Here is a 17,890-nt window from a genome sequence, read left to right as displayed (position 1 = left end):
TCACACACAATAACCCATTAAGTCTGTCATTATATTAATGACAGACTTCTATTTTTTAAAACAATGGAAGAAAAAAAGAAATTAGACATTAGCCAGTTAATTGGTTTTGCATTAATTGGAGCAGTGTTAGTTTGGTACACAATGACTCAAAAGGACAAAGAGCCTGTAGCAGAAAATACCAAAACAGAAATAGTACAAAACAACGAATCAGAAACAACAACTTCTGATGCTGTGGTTACAGATTCTTTGTTACAAGCAGCAGCTGTTCAAAAGTATGGAACTTTTGCTTATGCAGTAGCTAGTGGAACTGAAGAAAGCGGAACTACTACTTTGGAGAATGATGTATTAAAATTAGTCATTGCCAACAAAGGAGGACAAATTGTAGAAGCTCAATTAAAAAATTACGAGGACTATCAAAAAGCTCCTTTATATTTAATTAAAGACAACAACTCTAATTTTAATATCCAATTTGGGACACAAGACAATAAATTAATCAACACCAAAGATTTAATTTTTGCCCCTACAACTTCTAAAAACGGGAAAAACCAAGTAGCTTCTTTTAAATTAAAAGTATCTAACAGTCAATATTTAGAATATAGATATGAGTTAAAGCCTAACGATTATATGTTAGATTTTTCTGTAAGATCTGTAGGATTAGAAAATGTCATCAACAGCAACAACAAGATCAATCTTGAGTGGGACATGACTGCTAATCGTCAAGAGAAAAGTATCAAGTACGAAAATCAAATGACTGCTTTACATTATGAAAAAGAAGATGGTAAATATGATGACCTATCTGTAGGTTCTGAAGATGATGAAATGGAATCTGATGTAGATTGGATTGCTTACAAGCAACATTTCTTTTCTACAATTTTATTGACCAACACTCCTTTTGAAAAAGCTGAATTGACTTCAAAATCATTGGTAAAAGATGTTTTGGTTGATACTATTGCTACTAAAAGTTTTAGTACAGTGGCTCCTTTAAAATTAACCAATGGTGCATTGAGTTATAATATGAATTTTTATATTGGACCAAACATTCACAAGAATTTAGCATCTTATAACAAAGGAATAGAAAATGTAATGAACTTAGGTTGGGGGATTTTTGGATGGATCAACAGAAATGCATTCATTCCTATTTTTCACTTTTTAAGTAGCTTTATTGGAAACTATGGTATTGTCATTATTTTAATGACTTTAGTAGTACGTTTATTAATGTCTCCTTTGGTTTACAAATCATATGTGTCTAGTGCTAAAATGAAAGTTTTAAAACCAGAAATGGATGCCATTAATGCAAAATTCCCAGGTAAGGAAAATCAAATGAAACGTCAATCAGAAATCATGGCCTTACAGCGTAAGTCTGGAGTAAACATGATGGCGGGGTGTATTCCTGCATTATTACAAATGCCAGTTTTCTTTGCTTTGTTCCGTTTCTTCCCTTCTGAAATAGATTTAAGACAACAACCATTCTTGTGGGCTGATGATTTATCTTCTTATGATAGTGTTTTTGAATGGTCTACTCATATTCCAATATTATCTAGTTTTTACGGAAACCACTTTAGCTTATTCCCAGTATTGGCTTCTATTGCTATTTTCTTTTACATGAGAATGAACCAAGGTCAACAAATGAGCATGCAACAACCTGCACAAGAAGGAATGCCTGATATGCAAAAAATGATGAAGATGATGATGTACTTCTCACCTATTATGATGTTGTTTTTCTTTAACAACTATGCATCAGGATTAAGTTTGTACTATTTTGTATCTAACTTATTAACGTTAACAATTATGTATGTAATTAAAACGTATGTAATTGATGAAGAAAAAATCTTAGCTAAAATTCATGAGAACAGAAAGAAACCTAAGAAAACAAGTAAGTTTAAACAACGTTTAGATGAAGCGATGAAACAAGCTCAAGAACAACAAGCTAAACAAAAAGGAAAGAAATAAGACACTTTCTTTTAGATAAAACAAAAAATCCCGATGTGAATTCACATCGGGATTTTTTGTTTTAAAACTGATAATGATAACTCAAACAATAATCTTTCCCCTTTTTACCAAAAGAAAAACTTACTTGGTCATTGTTTAATTTCTTTGTAAAAATATAGGATGATAATATTCCGAAAGCAGCTCCTACAGCCACATCTTCAACATAATGCTTTTTCGCGTACACCCTGCTAAAACCTGTAAAAGCAGCAACAGCATAGGCAGGAATACCATAATCCCATCCATATCTTTTTTGTAAAAAAGCAGCTCCTTGAAATGTAATAGAAGTATGTCCTGAAGGAAATGATTTAAAATCTTCTCCATTTGGTCTTTCTTTATTAGTAATCTCTTTCAATCCTAAAGTTACAACAGTATTCAGTACAAAAGCTTTTGAAAACGCATAAGCACCTGGTTTATCTTTCTTTAAAAAAGTAGTTCCTAAAGCAACAAAAGGCATGGAATATAAACCTACATCTCCTATCTTCTCTATGGTATGCTGAGCTTGTATACTGAAAGTAGAAAACATCAGTATAACTAAGAGTATTTTAAGCCTCTCCAACCGGTCCAAAATTTATAGGATAATCTTGTTGCTCAAACTCCTTTATTTCTCCTACTTGAGCTTCAAATCTATTGATATTATCAATTAAAGCTTGTGCCAAACGTTTAGCATGTTGTGGTGTTAATACAATTCTAGATTTTACCTTTGCCTTAGGCACTCCTGGCATGATATTTACAAAATCTACCACAAATTCTGAGTTTGAATGATTGATAATAACCAAATTAGAATAAATTCCTTCGGCTACTTCTGGTGTTAATTCTATATTGATATTCCCTTGTTTGTCTTTAGACTCCTCCATAATATAATGTTCTTATTGTCTGCACTAAAATAGTATATTTATAAACCAAAAAAAAACGGATTCCAATAGGAATCCGTTTTCATTTTATATCAAGTAAGTTTCTTATTTAATTTCAAAACTTTCTTCAATTTCCTCTTTAGGACCAACAATTACGTTGTTATAAGCTCTCATACCTGTACCAGCAGGAATTTTCTTACCAACAATAACGTTTTCTTTTAATCCTTCTAAGTAATCAATCTTACCACTTACAGCTGCTTCATTCAACACTTTTGTTGTTTCCTGGAACGATGCTGCAGAAATAAACGATTTAGTTTGTAAAGATGCTCTTGTAATACCTTGTAAAATTTGCTCTGCCGTTGCCGGTCTAGCATCTCTTGCAACAATTTCAGCATTATCTTCACGCTTCAATCTTGAGTTTTCATCTCTTAATTGACGAGCAGTAATAATTTGACCCGCTTTAAATATGTTAGAACCTCCAGCATCTTCAATCACCTTCATACCGTAGATCTCATCATTCTTCTCTATAAAGTCATTCTTATGTACTAAAGAGTTCTCTAAGAATAAAGTATCTCCAGAATCAATAATTCTAACTTTACGCATCATTTGACGTACAACTACCTCGTAATGCTTATCATTAATTCTTACCCCTTGTAAACGGTAAACTTCTTGAATTTCATTAACAATATACTGTTGCACTGCAGAAGGTCCTTGAATTCTTAAGATATCTTCTGGCGTTACAGAACCATCAGATAAAGCCATACCAGCTTTTACATAATCATTCTCTTGTACTAAAATTTGACTAGATAACTTCACTAAGTATTTCTTAACATCACCAAACTTAGACTCAACAATAATTTCACGGTTACCACGCTTGATTTTACCAAAAGATACCACACCGTCAGTTTCAGCAACAACTGCTGGGTTAGATGGGTTACGTGCCTCAAACAATTCTGTTACACGTGGTAAACCTCCAGTAATATCTCCAGCCTTACCAGACTTACGAGGAATTTTAACCAATGTTTTACCTGTTTCAATTTCTTCACCATTGTTCACCATTAAGTGAGCTCCCAAAGGTAAAGAGTATGATCTTAAAGTATTTCCATCAAGATCTTGAATCAATAAAGCAGGAATTTTCTTCTTGTCTTTAGATTCAATAATTACTTTTTCTTGGAAACCTGTTTGTTCATCAATTTCAACTGCATAGTTAATACCTTGTTCTAAATCTTCAAAGGCAATTTTACCTGCAAATTCAGAAACAATTACACCGTTAAATGGATCCCATTGACAGATAGCATCTCCTTTGTTAATAGATGTTTGTCCATTTACAAAAATATAAGAACCATAAGGAATTACTGTATTACTTAATACAGTTCCGATTTTATCATCAATAATTTTAGCTTCTGCTGTACGAGAAATTACAATCTCTACTGGCTCACCTTGAGGATTCTTACCTGGTACAGTTACCAAGTCGTCAATAATCAATGCACCGCTAAACTTAGCAATTAACTTATTATCTTCAGAAATGTTACCAGCTACCCCTCCAACGTGGAAAGTACGTAATGTTAACTGTGTACCAGGTTCTCCAATAGACTGTGCAGCAATAACTCCAACAGATTCTCCTATTTGAACCATATCACGTGTTGACATTGATTGTCCGTAACACTTAGAACAGATACCTCTCTTAGATTCACATGTTAATGCAGATCTTACTTCAACAGTATCTAACCCTGATTCTTCAATAACAGCAGCTAATTCTTCAGTAATTTCAGAACCTGCAGTTACCATTACTTCATGATTTACAGGATCTTTAACATCGTGTAATGCAACACGACCTACAATACGCTCACTTAAAGACTCAACAATTTCGTCATTTTTCTTTAAAGCAGATACTTCTAAACCTCTTAAAGTACCACAGTCAAATTCGTTAATAATTACATCTTGTGCAACATCTACCAAACGACGTGTTAAGTATCCTGCATCGGCAGTCTTTAATGCTGTATCGGCAAGACCTTTACGAGCACCGTGAGTAGAAATAAAGTATTCTAAAATTGATAAACCTTCCTTAAAGTTAGATAAAATTGGGTTTTCAATAATTTCTCCTCCTGATGATGTAGATTTTTTAGGCTTTGCCATCAATCCACGCATACCTGTTAACTGACGAATTTGTTCTTTAGAACCACGGGCTCCAGAATCAAGCATCATAAACACAGAGTTAAATCCTTGTTGATCTTCTCTCAAACGTTTCATAGACAATTCTGTCAATTGATTGTTTGTAGATCCCCAAATATCAATCACCTGGTTGTAACGCTCTTTGTTCGTTAACATACCCATGTTATAGTTTTGAATAATCATCTCTACTTCAACATTGGCATCAGCAATCATCTGCTTCTTTTCAGCTGGAATAATAATATCCCCTAATGAGAATGACAATCCACCTCTAAAAGCAAACTTGAATCCCATATCTTTAATATTATCTAAGAATTTACCAGTAGTAGGAATATCAGTAGCTTTTAACACTTTTGCAATAATTCCTCTTAAAGATTTCTTAGTTAATACTTCATTTATATATCCTGCTGCAGCTGGTACGTGTTCATTAAACAATACTCTACCAACTGTAGTTTCTATAATTCTAGTTACTTGATTTCCGTTTTCATCAATATCTTGAGTTCTAACTTTAATTCCAGCATTTAATTCAACTGCTTTTTCATTAAAAGCAATAGTAACTTCTTCTGGTGAATAGAACGTCAACCCTTCTCCTTTTACGGTATGTTTTTCATCAGTAACACGTAATTTGGTCATATAATAAAGACCAAGTACCATATCCTGAGAAGGTACTGTGATAGGAGCACCATTCGCTGGATTCAAGATAGAGTGAGAACCTAATAATAACATTTGAGCTTCTAAAATAGCTTCAGGTCCTAACGGTAAATGTACCGCCATCTGATCCCCATCAAAATCGGCGTTAAATGCCGAACATACTAATGGATGTAACTGAATTGCTTTTCCTTCAATTAACTTAGGCTGGAATGCTTGAATACCTAAACGGTGTAACGTAGGGGCACGGTTTAATAATACAGGGTGTCCTTTAATTACATTTTCTAAAATATCCCAAACTACAGGCTCTTTTTTATCTATTATTTTCTTTGCAGATTTTACTGTTTTTACAACACCACGCTCAATTAACTTACGAATGATAAATGGTTTGTATAACTCTGCTGCCATATCTTTTGGTAATCCACATTCTGATAAAGCCAAAGTAGGTCCTACAACAATTACCGAACGAGCAGAATAATCCACACGCTTACCAAGTAAGTTTTGACGGAAACGACCTTGTTTACCTTTTAATGAATCTGATAAAGATTTTAATGGTCTGTTAGATTCTGTTTTAACTGCTGATGATTTACGAGTGTTATCAAACAATGAATCTACAGATTCTTGTAACATACGTTTTTCGTTACGTAAAATAACTTCAGGTGCCTGAATTTCTACCAAACGCTTTAAACGGTTGTTACGGATGATTACTCTACGGTATAAATCATTTAAATCAGAAGTAGCAAAACGACCTCCATCTAATGGTACCAAAGGACGTAATTCTGGTGGAATCACCGGAATAGCCTTTAAGATCATCCATGATGGATTGTTCTCTCTGTTCTTTTGAGATTCACGGAAAGCCTCAACTACATTTAAACGTTTTAAAGCCTCTGTTTTACGTTGCTTAGAAGTTTCTGTGTTTGCTTTGTGTCTTAATTCATATGATAAAGTTTCTAAATCAATACGATCTAATAACTCAATTAAACACTCAGCTCCCATTTTGGCAATAAATTTATTTGGATCATCATCATCCAAATATCTATTTTCCATAGGAACAGTTTCTAAAATATCTAAATACTCCTCTTCTGTTAAGAAATCCATTTTTTGTAATGGAGTTCCATCTAATTGAGTTGCATTACCTGGTTGAATTACTACGTATCTTTCGTAGTAAATAATCATATCTAACTTTTTAGATGGCAACCCTAGAAGGTATCCCATTTTGTTAGGTAATGATCTAAAATACCAAATGTGAGCAATAGGCACCACTAAATTAATGTGACCTACTCTATCTCTACGCACTTTCTTTTCTGTAACCTCTACACCACATCGATCACAAACAATACCTTTGTAGCGAATTCTCTTGTACTTTCCACAAGCACATTCAAAATCTTTGATAGGTCCAAAGATACGCTCACAAAACAAACCATCTCTTTCTGGTTTGTGTGTACGGTAATTGATTGTTTCTGGTTTTAAAACTTCACCATGAGAAGCCTCTAAAATAGACTCTGGTGATGCCAAACCAATAGAAATTTTTTCAAATCTCTTTTGCGTAGGGTTTTTATCGTTATTTCTTGCCATGATCTTTTGTTTTTTAGTATCTAGTAATTAGTACAGAGTATTAAGTACAGTAGCTTTGCTACTTAAACGAAATGTTATCAACTCAATACTCTATACTTTTTTACTTTATACTTTTTACTTTGTACTCTATACTTTGTACTTTGTACTTAACAACTATTCTTCTAATCTTACGTCTAATCCTAAACCTTTCAATTCGTGCATCAACACGTTGAATGATTCTGGTAAACCTGGTTCCGGCATTGGTTCTCCTTTTACGATTGCTTCGTAAGTTTTGGCTCTACCAATAACATCATCAGACTTAACTGTTAAAATTTCACGTAAAATACTAGATGCTCCATAGGCTTCTAATGCCCATACTTCCATCTCTCCAAAACGCTGACCTCCAAATTGAGCTTTACCTCCTAATGGTTGTTGTGTAATTAATGAGTATGGTCCAATAGAACGTGCGTGCATCTTATCATCAATCATGTGACCTAACTTAATCATGTAGATAATACCTACAGTTGCTGGTTGGTCAAATCTTTCTCCTGTTCCACCGTCATATAAGTAAGTGTGTCCAAATCTTGGAATTCCTGCTTCGTCTGTTAAGGCGTTAATTTGATCTAACTTCGCACCATCAAAAATTGGTGTTGCATAAGTTTGACCTAATTTTTGTCCTGCCCATCCTAATACGGTTTCATAAATCTGTCCAATGTTCATACGAGATGGTACCCCTAATGGATTCAATACGATATCTACAGGTGTTCCATCTTCTAAGAATGGCATTTCTTCTTGACGAACAATACGAGCAACAATACCTTTGTTACCGTGACGTCCTGCCATCTTATCTCCTACTTTTAACTTACGTTTCTTAGCGATATAAATTTTAGCTAATTTCAAGACACCTGCTGGTAATTCATCTCCGATAGTAATCGCAAATTTCTTACGTCTTAAAGCACCTTGTAAATCACTAACTTTAATTTTATAATTGTGAATTAATTCAGCAACTAAGTTATTTAAGTGATCATCTGTTGTCCAAGCTCCTTTAGTTAAATGTGTAAAGTCTGTAACAGAGTTTAACATTTTTAAAGTATACTTTTTACCTTTAGGGAATACTTCTTCTCCTAAATCATTCTGAACTCCTTGAGAAGTTTTACCAGAAATTAAAGTAAACAACTTGTCTATTAAAGTATCTTTTAAAGATTCAAAGTCGTGAGTAAATTGTGCTTCTAAAGCTTCAATTTGCTCCTTATCTCTAACTCTCTTAGATTTATCTTTAACTGCTTTCTTAAATAATTTTTTACCAATTACAACTCCTCTTAATGATGGAGAAGCTTTTAAAGAAGCATCTTTTACATCTCCTGCTTTGTCTCCAAAGATGGCACGTAATAATTTTTCTTCAGGTGTTGGATCTGATTCTCCTTTTGGAGTAATCTTACCAATTAAAATGTCACCAGGCTTCACTTCAGCACCAATACGAATCATTCCGTTTTCATCTAAGTCTTTAGTAGCCTCTTCAGAAACGTTAGGAATATCATTGGTCAACTCTTCTGCTCCTAATTTAGTATCTCTTACATCTAAAGAGTACTCATCAATATGGATAGAAGTAAAGATATCTTCTCTTACAACTTTTTCAGAAATCACAATCGCATCCTCAAAGTTGTACCCTTGCCAAGGCATGAAGGCTACTTTCATGTTACGTCCTAAGGCTAATTCACCTTTTTGAGTAGCATATCCTTCACACAATACTTGTCCTTCTTCAACAGTATCTCCAACTTTAACAATTGGCTTTAAGTTGATAGAAGTTCCTTGGTTGGTTTTTCTAAACTTAATTAAGTCGTATGTAATTTCGTTAGAATCAAAACTTACAGAAGCTTCCTCCTCAGTTCTTTCGTAACGAATAGTTATTTTATTAGCATCAACATAAATAACTTCACCAATACCTTCCGCGTTGATTAAGATTCTTGAATCTTTTGCAACTCTACGCTCTAAACCTGTTCCAACAATAGGAGCTTCAGGTTTTAATAAAGGAACTGCTTGACGCATCATGTTAGATCCCATCAAGGCACGGTTCGCATCATCATGTTCTAAGAAAGGAATCAACGAAGCTGAAATAGATGCAATCTGGTTTGGAGATACATCCATGTAGTCAATGTCCTGTGGAGTTACAACTGGATAATCAGCCTCTTCACGAGCAATCACTTTTTCTAAATTGATTTGTCCGTCTTCTGCAATATCAATGTTTGATTGTGCAAACTTCATTCCTTCTTCTTCCTCAGCACTTAAGTAAATAGGTTCCTCAGTAGTATTTACTTGTCCATCTACTACCTTACGGTATGCTGTTTCAATAAACCCTAAATTGTTCACTTTTGCATATACTGCTAAAGATGAAATCAATCCAATGTTTGGACCTTCAGGAGTTTCAATAGGACACAAACGACCGTAGTGAGTATAGTGAACGTCACGAACCTCAAATCCTGCTCTTTCTCTAGATAAACCTCCAGGTCCTAAAGCTGATAATCTACGTTTGTGAGTAATCTCTGCTAACGGGTTTGTTTGATCCATGAACTGAGATAATTGGTTGGTTCCAAAGAATGAGTTAATCACAGAAGATAAAGTCTTCGCGTTAATTAAGTCAATCGGTGTAAACACTTCGTTATCACGTACATTCATTCTTTCTCTAATAGTACGAGCCATACGAGATAAACCTACTCCAAATTGAGCAGCTAATTGTTCTCCTACTGTACGAACACGTCTGTTAGATAAGTGGTCAATATCATCAATTTCTGCTTTTGAGTTCACTAACTCAATTAAGTTTTTGATGATAGTGATAATATCATTCTTAGTTAAAACTTTCTCATCTAAAGATTCGTTAAGTCCTAACTTTTTGTTCATTCTAAAACGTCCTACTTCACCTAAGTTGTAACGTTGCTCAGAGAAGAATAATTTTTCAATAATTCCTCTTGCAGTTTCCTCATCTGGCGGCTCAGCATTACGTAATTGTCTATAGATATGCTCTACTGCTTCTTTTTCAGAGTTGGTAGGATCTTTTTGTAATGTATTGTGGATAATTGCGTAATCTCCACTTTCATTATCTTCTTTGTGTAATAAAATTGTTTTTGCTCCTGTATCAACAATTTCATCAATATGTTCTTTATCTAAAATAGTGTCACGATCAAATACAATCTCGTTACGCTCAATAGATACAACTTCTCCAGTATCTTCATCAACGAAGTCCTCAAACCAAGTTCTTAATACACGAGCAGCTAATTTTCTTCCTAATACTTTCTTTAATCCAGACTTAGAAACTTTAACTTCTTCTGCAAGGTTAAAGATTTCTAAAATATCCTTATCTCTTTCAAATCCAATCGCACGGAATAAAGTAGTTACAGGTAATTTTTTCTTTCTATCAATATAAGCATACATTACTTGATTGATATCGGTAGCAAATTCTATCCAAGATCCTTTAAAAGGGATTACTCTTGCAGAATATAATTTTGTACCGTTTGCATGGAAAGATTGTCCAAAGAATACCCCTGGAGAACGGTGTAACTGAGAAACGATAACACGCTCAGCACCGTTAATGATAAATGTACCAGAATTGGTCATGTAAGGAACAGTACCTAAGTACACATCTTGCACGATGGTTTCAAAATCCTCATGTTCAGGATCTGTACAGTACAATTTCAATCTTGCCTTTAATGGTAAACTATAAGTCAAACCACGCTCAATACACTCTTCAATAGAGTATCTAGGTGGATCTACAAAATAGTCTAAAAATTCTAACACGAAGTTGTTACGTGTGTCAGTAATTGGAAAATTGTCCATGAAAGTTTTATACAAACCTTCATCGCTTCGTTCGTCAGCCTTAGTTTTCAACTGGAAAAAATCTTGGAAAGATTTAATCTGAATATCTAAAAAGTCCGGATATTCTGTACTTAGTTTGGCTGAAGCAAAGTTAACTCTTGTATTATTTTTCGTTGCCAAAGGGGAAAAATTTAGGTGAATTAATAATTCTATTTTCTTTTTTAAGCTTGTATGCGGTGCGAATAAATATAGGAACTATTTAAACGCAAAAAATGGTTTAGGTCTAACCCTTGAGGGAAAGACCTAAACCTATAAGGTTTTGTAGTAAAAAAATTACTTTAACTCAACTACAGCTCCAACTTCTTCTAAAGAAGCTTTAATTCCTTCTGCTTCTTCTTTAGAAACACCTTCTTTAATTGCAGATGGAGTTCCATCAACTAATTCCTTAGCTTCTTTCAATCCTAATCCAGTTAATTCTTTAACTGCTTTTACAACTTTTAATTTAGATGCTCCTGCTTCTTTTAAGATAACATCAAACTCAGTTTGAGCTTCTCCAGCGTCACCACCTTCAGCAGCTCCACCTCCTACAACTACTGCTGCAGCTGGTTCGATACCATACTCATCTTTTAAGATAGTAGCTAATTCATTTACTTCTTTAACTGTTAAGTTAACTAATTGTTCTGCGAAATCTTTTAATTCTGCCATTTTGATTCTTTTTGTACGTTTATTAAACGTGGTGTATTATAATTTATTTGTGCGCGTAATTATTCTGCTGCTTCTGTAGATGCTTCTACAGCTTCACCAGCTCTATCTGGACGTTCCTCATTAGTCAACGCTGAAACAACGTTTTTAATAGGAGACTGTAAGATAGTGATGATATCACCAATAAGTTCCTCTTTAGATTTAATTGCTACTAAAGCAGGTAATTGATCAGCTCCAACATATACTTCATCAGCAATGAAAGCTCCTTTCAATAATGGCTTTTCTCCTTTTGATTTCTTTAAGAAATCTTGAATTACTTTTGCAGGAGCATTAGCTACTGAAGCGTAAAACACAGAAGTATTACCTTTTAATGTTGATGGTAAATCACCAAAGTCTTTTTCAGACTTCTCCATTGCTTTTTCTAGCAATGTGTTTTTCACTACAGATAATTGGATATCTGCCTTAAAACAAGCTCTTCTTAAGTTAGAAGTTGCAGCAGCATTTAACCCTGAAATATCGGCTAAATAGATTACTGTATTCTCCTCTAATTGGCTTGTTAAATCTTCAATTACTTGAAATTTTTCTTCTCTTGTCATTGTCTATGAGTTTTAACAGCTAATTAAAGCGTTTTAAGATCTAACTGAACTGAAGGAGACTGTGTAGAAGAGATATATGCACTCTTAATATAAGTTCCTTTAGCCGCTGTAGGCTTTAACTTAATAATTGTTTGAATTAATTCCTTAGCATTTTCAGTTAATTTATCAGCATCAAAAGATACCTTACCGATAGCAGCATGTACGATACCAGTTTTATCAACTTTAAAGTCAATTTTACCAGCTTTTACTTCTGCTACTGCTTTCTTAACATCCATTGTAACGGTTCCTGTCTTAGGGTTAGGCATTAAACCTCTTGGCCCTAAAATACGTCCTAACGGTCCTAATTTACCCATTACAGCTGGCATAGTGATGATTACATCAACATCTGTCCAACCTGCTTTTATTTTTGCTAAGTACTCGTCTAAACCAACGTAGTCTGCTCCTGCTTCTTTAGCTTCAGCTTCCTTATCTGGTGTAACCAATGCTAATACTTTTACATCTTTACCAGTTCCGTGAGGTAATGTTACAACTCCACGTACCATTTGATTTGCTTTTCTAGGATCTACACCTAAACGAATAGCAACATCTACAGATGCGTCGAAATTAGCTAATGTAATTTCTTTTACTAAAGAAGATGCTTCATTCAAAGAATAAACTTTAGAACTGTCAATCTTAGCTTGAGCTTCTTTTTGCTTTTTTGTTAATTTTGCCATGTTTTCTTGTTTATCAATTAAAATGGAGCGTCTCCGCTTACCGTTACTCCCATAGATCTTGCAGTACCTGCAATCATCTTCATTGCTGACTCTACAGTAAATGCATTTAAGTCAGGCATTTTATCTTCTGCGATCGTTTTTACCTGATCCCATGAGATACTTGCAACTTTTTTACGGTTTGGTTCTCCCGATCCACCCTTTAGTTTAGCAGCTTCTAAAATTTGAACTGCAGCTGGAGGAGTTTTAACAATAAACTCAAAAGATTTATCAGAATATACAGTAATTGCAACTGGTAAAACCTTTCCCTGTTTATCTTGAGTTCTAGCATTAAATTGCTTACAGAACTCCATAATGTTAACCCCGGCAGCACCTAAAGCAGGACCTACTGGTGGTGAAGGATTTGCTTGCCCTCCCTTAACCTGTAACTTTACAATCTTACTTACTTCTTTTGCCATTTTTAATATAAAATTAAATTAAACCCTGTGTATTAGTTGGAAGCAAACACAAGATTAATTTGTAACACTCTTTATTTATGATATTTTATCTACTTGCATATAGTTTAACTCTAAAGGCGTTTTACGACCAAAGATTTTAACCATTACTTCAAGTTTTCTCTTCTCTTCATGAATGTTTTCAATCACACCATCAAACCCATTAAATGGACCATCTATTACTTTCACAGTTTCTCCAACAGTATAAGGAATAGCTATGTTGTGATCTGGTTGAACGGTTAATTCATCAACCTTACCTAACATCCTGTTAATTTCACTTTGTCTCATTGGTACTGGTTCTCCTCCCTTAGTTTCACCTAAAAAACCAATAACTCCAGTAACTGCTTTAATAACGTGAGGAACTTCTCCTGTTAAATTAGCTTCTACCATGATATAACCTGGAAAATAAACACGCTCACGTGTAGATTTTTTTCCATTACGAACTTGAACAACTTTTTCTGTTGGTACCAATACCTGATCTACATAATCAGACAAACCTAAACGTGAAATCTCATTTTCAATATAATTTTTCACCTTGTTTTCCTGACCACCAATAGCCCTTACTACATACCACTTCTTTACAGAATCAGCCATAATTTACCTTTACTTTATAAAATTAAAAAAACCTTCTAATGTTTTTTGAAACCCTTGGTCTACTAAAAAAACAGCGATAGCAAAAATGATTGTAAACACAGCCACCACTACAGTAGATTTTTGAGCCTCTTCTTTAGAGATCCACGTCATTTCGTCTTTTAACTCTGAAAATGACGATTTTATGTAATTAAGAATATTCATAATATTTTCTTGAAAAGCCGTGCAAAGATATAAAATTATTCAACACGTAAATAACTTTATATCTTTTTTTGACTTGTTTGCTAAAAAAAGGAATTATAAAAATTATAATTCCTTCTATTTTGCACGGGCGGAGAGACTCGAACTCCCGACACCTGGTTTTGGAGACCAGTGCTCTACCAACTGAGCTACGCCCGTAAAAAAAAGAGCCTGCTTTAAACAAGCTCTTTATATAATAAAATCTTACGATTATAAAATTTCAGTTACCTGACCAGCACCAACTGTTCTACCTCCTTCACGGATAGCGAAACGTAAACCTACGTTCATTGCAATTGGAGAGTGTAAATCAACTTTAATAGTTAAGTTATCTCCTGGCATTACCATTTCAACTCCATCAGGTAAGTTAATAGTACCTGTTACGTCAGTTGTACGTACATAGAATTGTGGACGGTAGTTGTTGTGGAATGGAGTGTGACGTCCACCTTCTTCTTTTTTCAAGATATAAACCTCAGCTTTGAATTTATCGTGTGGCTTAACAGAACCTGGCTTACAGATTACCATACCTCTTTTGATATCTTCTTTAGCAATACCTCTTAATAAGATACCTACGTTATCTCCAGCTTCACCTCTATCTAAAATCTTACGGAACATTTCAACTCCAGTAATAGTAGAAGATAATTTCTCAGCTCCCATACCAATAATATCAACAGTATCTCCAGTATTAGCAACTCCAGTTTCAATACGTCCTGTAGCAACAGTACCACGACCTGTAATAGAGAATACATCTTCGATTGGCATTAAGAAATCTTTCTCAACCTCACGAACTGGCTCTTCAATCCATGAATCAACAGCATCCATTAATTCCATAATAGAATCAACCCATTTTTGCTCATTGTTCAATCCTCCTAAAGCAGATCCTTGAATCACAGGAGTATTATCACCATCATAGTCATAGAAAGATAATAAATCACGAACTTCCATGTCTACTAATTCTAATAACTCTTCATCATCAACCATATCAACTTTGTTTAAGAAAACAACGATACGTGGAATACCTACCTGACGTCCTAATAAGATGTGCTCACGAGTTTGTGGCATTGGTCCATCAGTTGCAGCAACTACCAAAATAGCACCATCCATTTGAGCAGCTCCAGTTACCATGTTCTTAACATAATCCGCGTGACCTGGACAGTCAACGTGAGCGTAGTGACGGTTAGCTGTAGAATACTCTACGTGAGAAGTGTTAATAGTAATACCTCTTTCTTTTTCCTCTGGTGCGTTATCAATAGAGTCAAAAGATCTTAATTCAGATAAACCAGCGTTAGCTAATACAGTAGTAATAGCAGCTGTTAAAGTAGTTTTACCGTGATCTACGTGTCCGATAGTACCGATGTTTAAGTGTGGTTTCGAACGATCAAATGTTGCCTTTGCCATGATTATAAATTTTAATTCTTAGTTATATATTAGTGTTTATTTTAAACCTATTTTAATCCTTTTGAGCCAATGACCGGATTTGAACCGGTGACCTCATCCCTACCAAGGATGCGCTCTACCAACTGAGCTACACCGGCATGGATTTAAATTTGAGCGAAAGACCGGGTTCGAACCGGCGACATTCAGCTTGGAAGGCTGACGCTCTACCAACTGAGCTACTTTCGCATTTTACTGATTTTTCATCAGAAGGAACATAAATACAATTTACGCCTCATTTGTGGTGGGAGAAGGATTCGAACCTTCGAAGACATAGTCAGCGGATTTACAGTCCGCCCTCGTTGGCCACTTGAGTATCCCACCAATCCAATAATTTAAAAGAACGCTTTCTTTTCTTTTTGAGCCGATAATAGGACTCGAACCTACGACCTGCTGATTACAAATCAGCTGCTCTAGCCAGCTGAGCTATATCGGCTTTTAGATAGTTTCCACAAAAAAGCAGCCCGCTATCTTAACGGACTGCAAATTTATAAAGTTTTCGATATCATGCAAAACATTTTAAAAATATTTTACTTTTTTTTATCATTAGGCAACTCTTTCCTTTTCTTTGGTCTTCATTAACTGTCTTTTCATGGCATCAGCACATAAACTTATTCCTTCTTCAAAAGTTTTTGATTCTTTTTTCACCATCAAATCATGCCCAGGAATATTCAGCTTCAATTCCGTTACTTTATTCTCTTTTTCACTAGTCTGTTGCACCTTTAAGAATATCTCTGCATCAACTATTTTATCATGGAATTTCTCCAATCCTTCTACTTTTTTGTTTACAAACTCCACCAAATCTTTGTCGGCGTTGAAATTTACTGACTGAACAAATATTTTCATATACTTTATTTTTTTTTCGCACTTCTAGGGTGTGCTTGGTTATAAACTTGTTTCAACTTGTCTAAACTATTGTGGGTATAGACTTGAGTAGCGGCTAAACTAGAGTGCCCTAGTAACTCTTTTACCGAATTCAAATCTGCTCCCTGGTTTATCAAATCCGTAGCGTAGGAATGCCTTAATACATGAGGACTTTTTTTTTCCTTCGTCGAGACCTTACTAAAATAAGAATTAATAATTCGATAAACAAGCGCTCCATACATTTTTCCACCTCGTTTAGTAACAAACAAGTATAAAGTATCAACATCCATACCAGCTCTTTGTTTTATATAGCTTTTTAATTCTTTTAAAACCTCTGTATACAAGGGTATGATTCTTTCCTTATTTCTTTTTCCTACCACCTTAATCGTACCTAATTCAAAATCAATGTCTTGAACTTTCATACTCATTAATTCTGCTTGCCTTATTCCCGTAGCATATAACAAATGAATCATTAATTTATTTCTTAATTGTTCAAATGGAGTATCACGTTCATCTGTAACCAAAAGCGATTCCTCGATTTCTCTTTCAGAAAATGGAATGATGACTTTTTTAGCTGTTTTTAAACTTTTTTGACTTGAAAGTGGGTTTTTAGCCATCATTTCTATCTTTTGCAGATAGTTATAAAAACTTTTTAAAGCCGTTAATTTTCTGTTGACAGATCTATTAACAATTCCTGAGGCATTTAAACTAATAATCCACGACCTAACGTAGGAATACTCTACAGCACAAGGGTCTATTTCCTGATATTCAGATTCTATAAATGCAAAAAAATCAAGAAGATCTTTTTGATAAGCAGTAATGGTATGTGGAGAATAATTTTTCTCTAAAGACAAGTACTCTAAAAACTTATGAATCAATTCCATATTTGAATCTTTTATCTAGCGAAAGTTAAGACATAAAAAAACCCTGTGAAAATTCACAGGGTTTTTATTATACGTTGAAACAAATTATTAAGCTTGCTCTTCGTTAGTTCTTAAACGTTGAACATAAGAAGCTTTAATTCTTTGCTTACGGTTTACTACAGATGGTTTATTAAACTGTTGGCGTTCACGTAATTGCTTCATTGTCTTCGTACGGTCGAATTTTCTCTTGAAACGCTTTAAAGCTCTATCAATGTTTTCTCCGTCTTTAATTGGAATAATTAACATAATTTAGCACCTCCCTTCATGTCGTAATATATTTTAAGTGTTTTTAAGTCAAATTTTTGGACTGCAAAGATAGTT

15 protein-coding genes and 5 tRNA genes are annotated in these 17,890 nt (G+C 34.4%); 1 reads left to right on the top strand and 19 read right to left on the bottom strand.

Features of this window, described 5'->3' with window-relative positions:
* Positions 1-63: 63 nt before the first annotated feature.
* Positions 64-1,950 carry a membrane protein insertase YidC gene (gene yidC, locus BUB70_RS09890; protein ID WP_073121089.1) on the top strand — a complete coding sequence of 629 codons (1,887 nt, stop codon included), beginning with the start codon at positions 64-66 and terminating at the stop codon, positions 1,948-1,950.
* Positions 1,951-2,011: 61 nt separating this feature from the next.
* On the opposite strand, the gene BUB70_RS09885 is transcribed toward yidC, so the two are convergent.
* From BUB70_RS09885 to rpsU, 19 genes are all read right to left on the bottom strand, one after another.
* A complete protein-coding gene (locus BUB70_RS09885; protein WP_084730249.1) occupies positions 2,012-2,512 on the bottom strand; it encodes a phosphatase PAP2 family protein in 501 nt (166 codons plus the stop codon).
* A gap of 19 nt (positions 2,513-2,531) precedes the next feature.
* Positions 2,532-2,843, bottom strand: a complete 312-nt coding sequence (locus BUB70_RS09880) for a DUF3467 domain-containing protein (protein ID WP_073121086.1) — start codon at positions 2,841-2,843, stop codon at positions 2,532-2,534.
* A 102-nt stretch (positions 2,844-2,945) separates the two neighbouring features.
* Positions 2,946-7,232, bottom strand: coding sequence for a DNA-directed RNA polymerase subunit beta' (rpoC, locus tag BUB70_RS09875; RefSeq protein ID WP_073121084.1), 4,287 nt, complete (start codon positions 7,230-7,232; stop codon positions 2,946-2,948).
* A gap of 153 nt (positions 7,233-7,385) precedes the next feature.
* The gene (gene rpoB, locus BUB70_RS09870; RefSeq protein ID WP_073121082.1) at positions 7,386-11,198 is read right to left on the bottom strand and encodes a DNA-directed RNA polymerase subunit beta; all 3,813 of its coding nucleotides are present in this window, start codon (positions 11,196-11,198) and stop codon (positions 7,386-7,388) included.
* A 153-nt stretch (positions 11,199-11,351) separates the two neighbouring features.
* Positions 11,352-11,723 carry a 50S ribosomal protein L7/L12 gene (gene rplL, locus BUB70_RS09865; protein ID WP_068824286.1) on the bottom strand — a complete coding sequence of 124 codons (372 nt, stop codon included), beginning with the start codon at positions 11,721-11,723 and terminating at the stop codon, positions 11,352-11,354.
* Between the two features lie 59 nt (positions 11,724-11,782).
* Positions 11,783-12,316: a 50S ribosomal protein L10 gene (gene rplJ, locus BUB70_RS09860; protein ID WP_073121081.1), complete on the bottom strand. Its 534-nt coding sequence runs from the start codon at positions 12,314-12,316 to the stop codon at positions 11,783-11,785.
* 23 nt (positions 12,317-12,339) lie between these two features.
* Positions 12,340-13,029: a 50S ribosomal protein L1 gene (gene rplA, locus BUB70_RS09855; protein WP_073121080.1), complete on the bottom strand. Its 690-nt coding sequence runs from the start codon at positions 13,027-13,029 to the stop codon at positions 12,340-12,342.
* Positions 13,030-13,046: 17 nt separating this feature from the next.
* A complete protein-coding gene (gene rplK, locus BUB70_RS09850) occupies positions 13,047-13,484 on the bottom strand; it encodes a 50S ribosomal protein L11 (RefSeq protein WP_073121078.1) in 438 nt (145 codons plus the stop codon).
* 75 nt (positions 13,485-13,559) lie between these two features.
* The gene (gene nusG / locus BUB70_RS09845) at positions 13,560-14,114 is read right to left on the bottom strand and encodes a transcription termination/antitermination protein NusG (RefSeq protein WP_073121076.1); all 555 of its coding nucleotides are present in this window, start codon (positions 14,112-14,114) and stop codon (positions 13,560-13,562) included.
* Positions 14,115-14,123: 9 nt separating this feature from the next.
* Positions 14,124-14,315 (bottom strand): preprotein translocase subunit SecE, encoded by a 192-nt coding sequence (gene secE / locus BUB70_RS09840; RefSeq protein ID WP_073121075.1) that lies wholly within the window; start codon positions 14,313-14,315, stop codon positions 14,124-14,126.
* 122 nt (positions 14,316-14,437) lie between these two features.
* Positions 14,438-14,510: transfer RNA gene (locus BUB70_RS09835), tRNA-Trp, on the bottom strand.
* Between the two features lie 51 nt (positions 14,511-14,561).
* Positions 14,562-15,746, bottom strand: a complete 1,185-nt coding sequence (gene tuf, locus BUB70_RS09830) for an elongation factor Tu (RefSeq protein ID WP_073121073.1) — start codon at positions 15,744-15,746, stop codon at positions 14,562-14,564.
* A 64-nt stretch (positions 15,747-15,810) separates the two neighbouring features.
* Positions 15,811-15,883: transfer RNA gene (locus BUB70_RS09825), tRNA-Thr, on the bottom strand.
* 15 nt (positions 15,884-15,898) lie between these two features.
* Positions 15,899-15,971, bottom strand: a tRNA-Gly gene (locus tag BUB70_RS09820).
* A 53-nt stretch (positions 15,972-16,024) separates the two neighbouring features.
* Positions 16,025-16,106: transfer RNA gene (locus BUB70_RS09815), tRNA-Tyr, on the bottom strand.
* Positions 16,107-16,144: 38 nt separating this feature from the next.
* Positions 16,145-16,218, bottom strand: a tRNA-Thr gene (locus BUB70_RS09810).
* Between the two features lie 110 nt (positions 16,219-16,328).
* A complete protein-coding gene (hpf, locus tag BUB70_RS09805) occupies positions 16,329-16,628 on the bottom strand; it encodes a ribosome hibernation-promoting factor, HPF/YfiA family (protein ID WP_073121071.1) in 300 nt (99 codons plus the stop codon).
* 5 nt (positions 16,629-16,633) lie between these two features.
* Positions 16,634-17,530: a tyrosine-type recombinase/integrase gene (locus tag BUB70_RS09800; protein ID WP_188351958.1), complete on the bottom strand. Its 897-nt coding sequence runs from the start codon at positions 17,528-17,530 to the stop codon at positions 16,634-16,636.
* Between the two features lie 87 nt (positions 17,531-17,617).
* Positions 17,618-17,815, bottom strand: a complete 198-nt coding sequence (gene rpsU, locus BUB70_RS09795; RefSeq protein ID WP_073121067.1) for a 30S ribosomal protein S21 — start codon at positions 17,813-17,815, stop codon at positions 17,618-17,620.
* Positions 17,816-17,890 lie beyond the last annotated feature (75 nt).

Source organism: Wenyingzhuangia marina (assembly GCF_900130035.1).
GTDB classification, from domain to species: domain Bacteria; phylum Bacteroidota; class Bacteroidia; order Flavobacteriales; family Flavobacteriaceae; genus Wenyingzhuangia; species Wenyingzhuangia marina.
The sequence above is the reverse complement of the archived record's forward strand: the minus strand, read 5'-3'. Positions and strand labels throughout refer to the sequence as shown.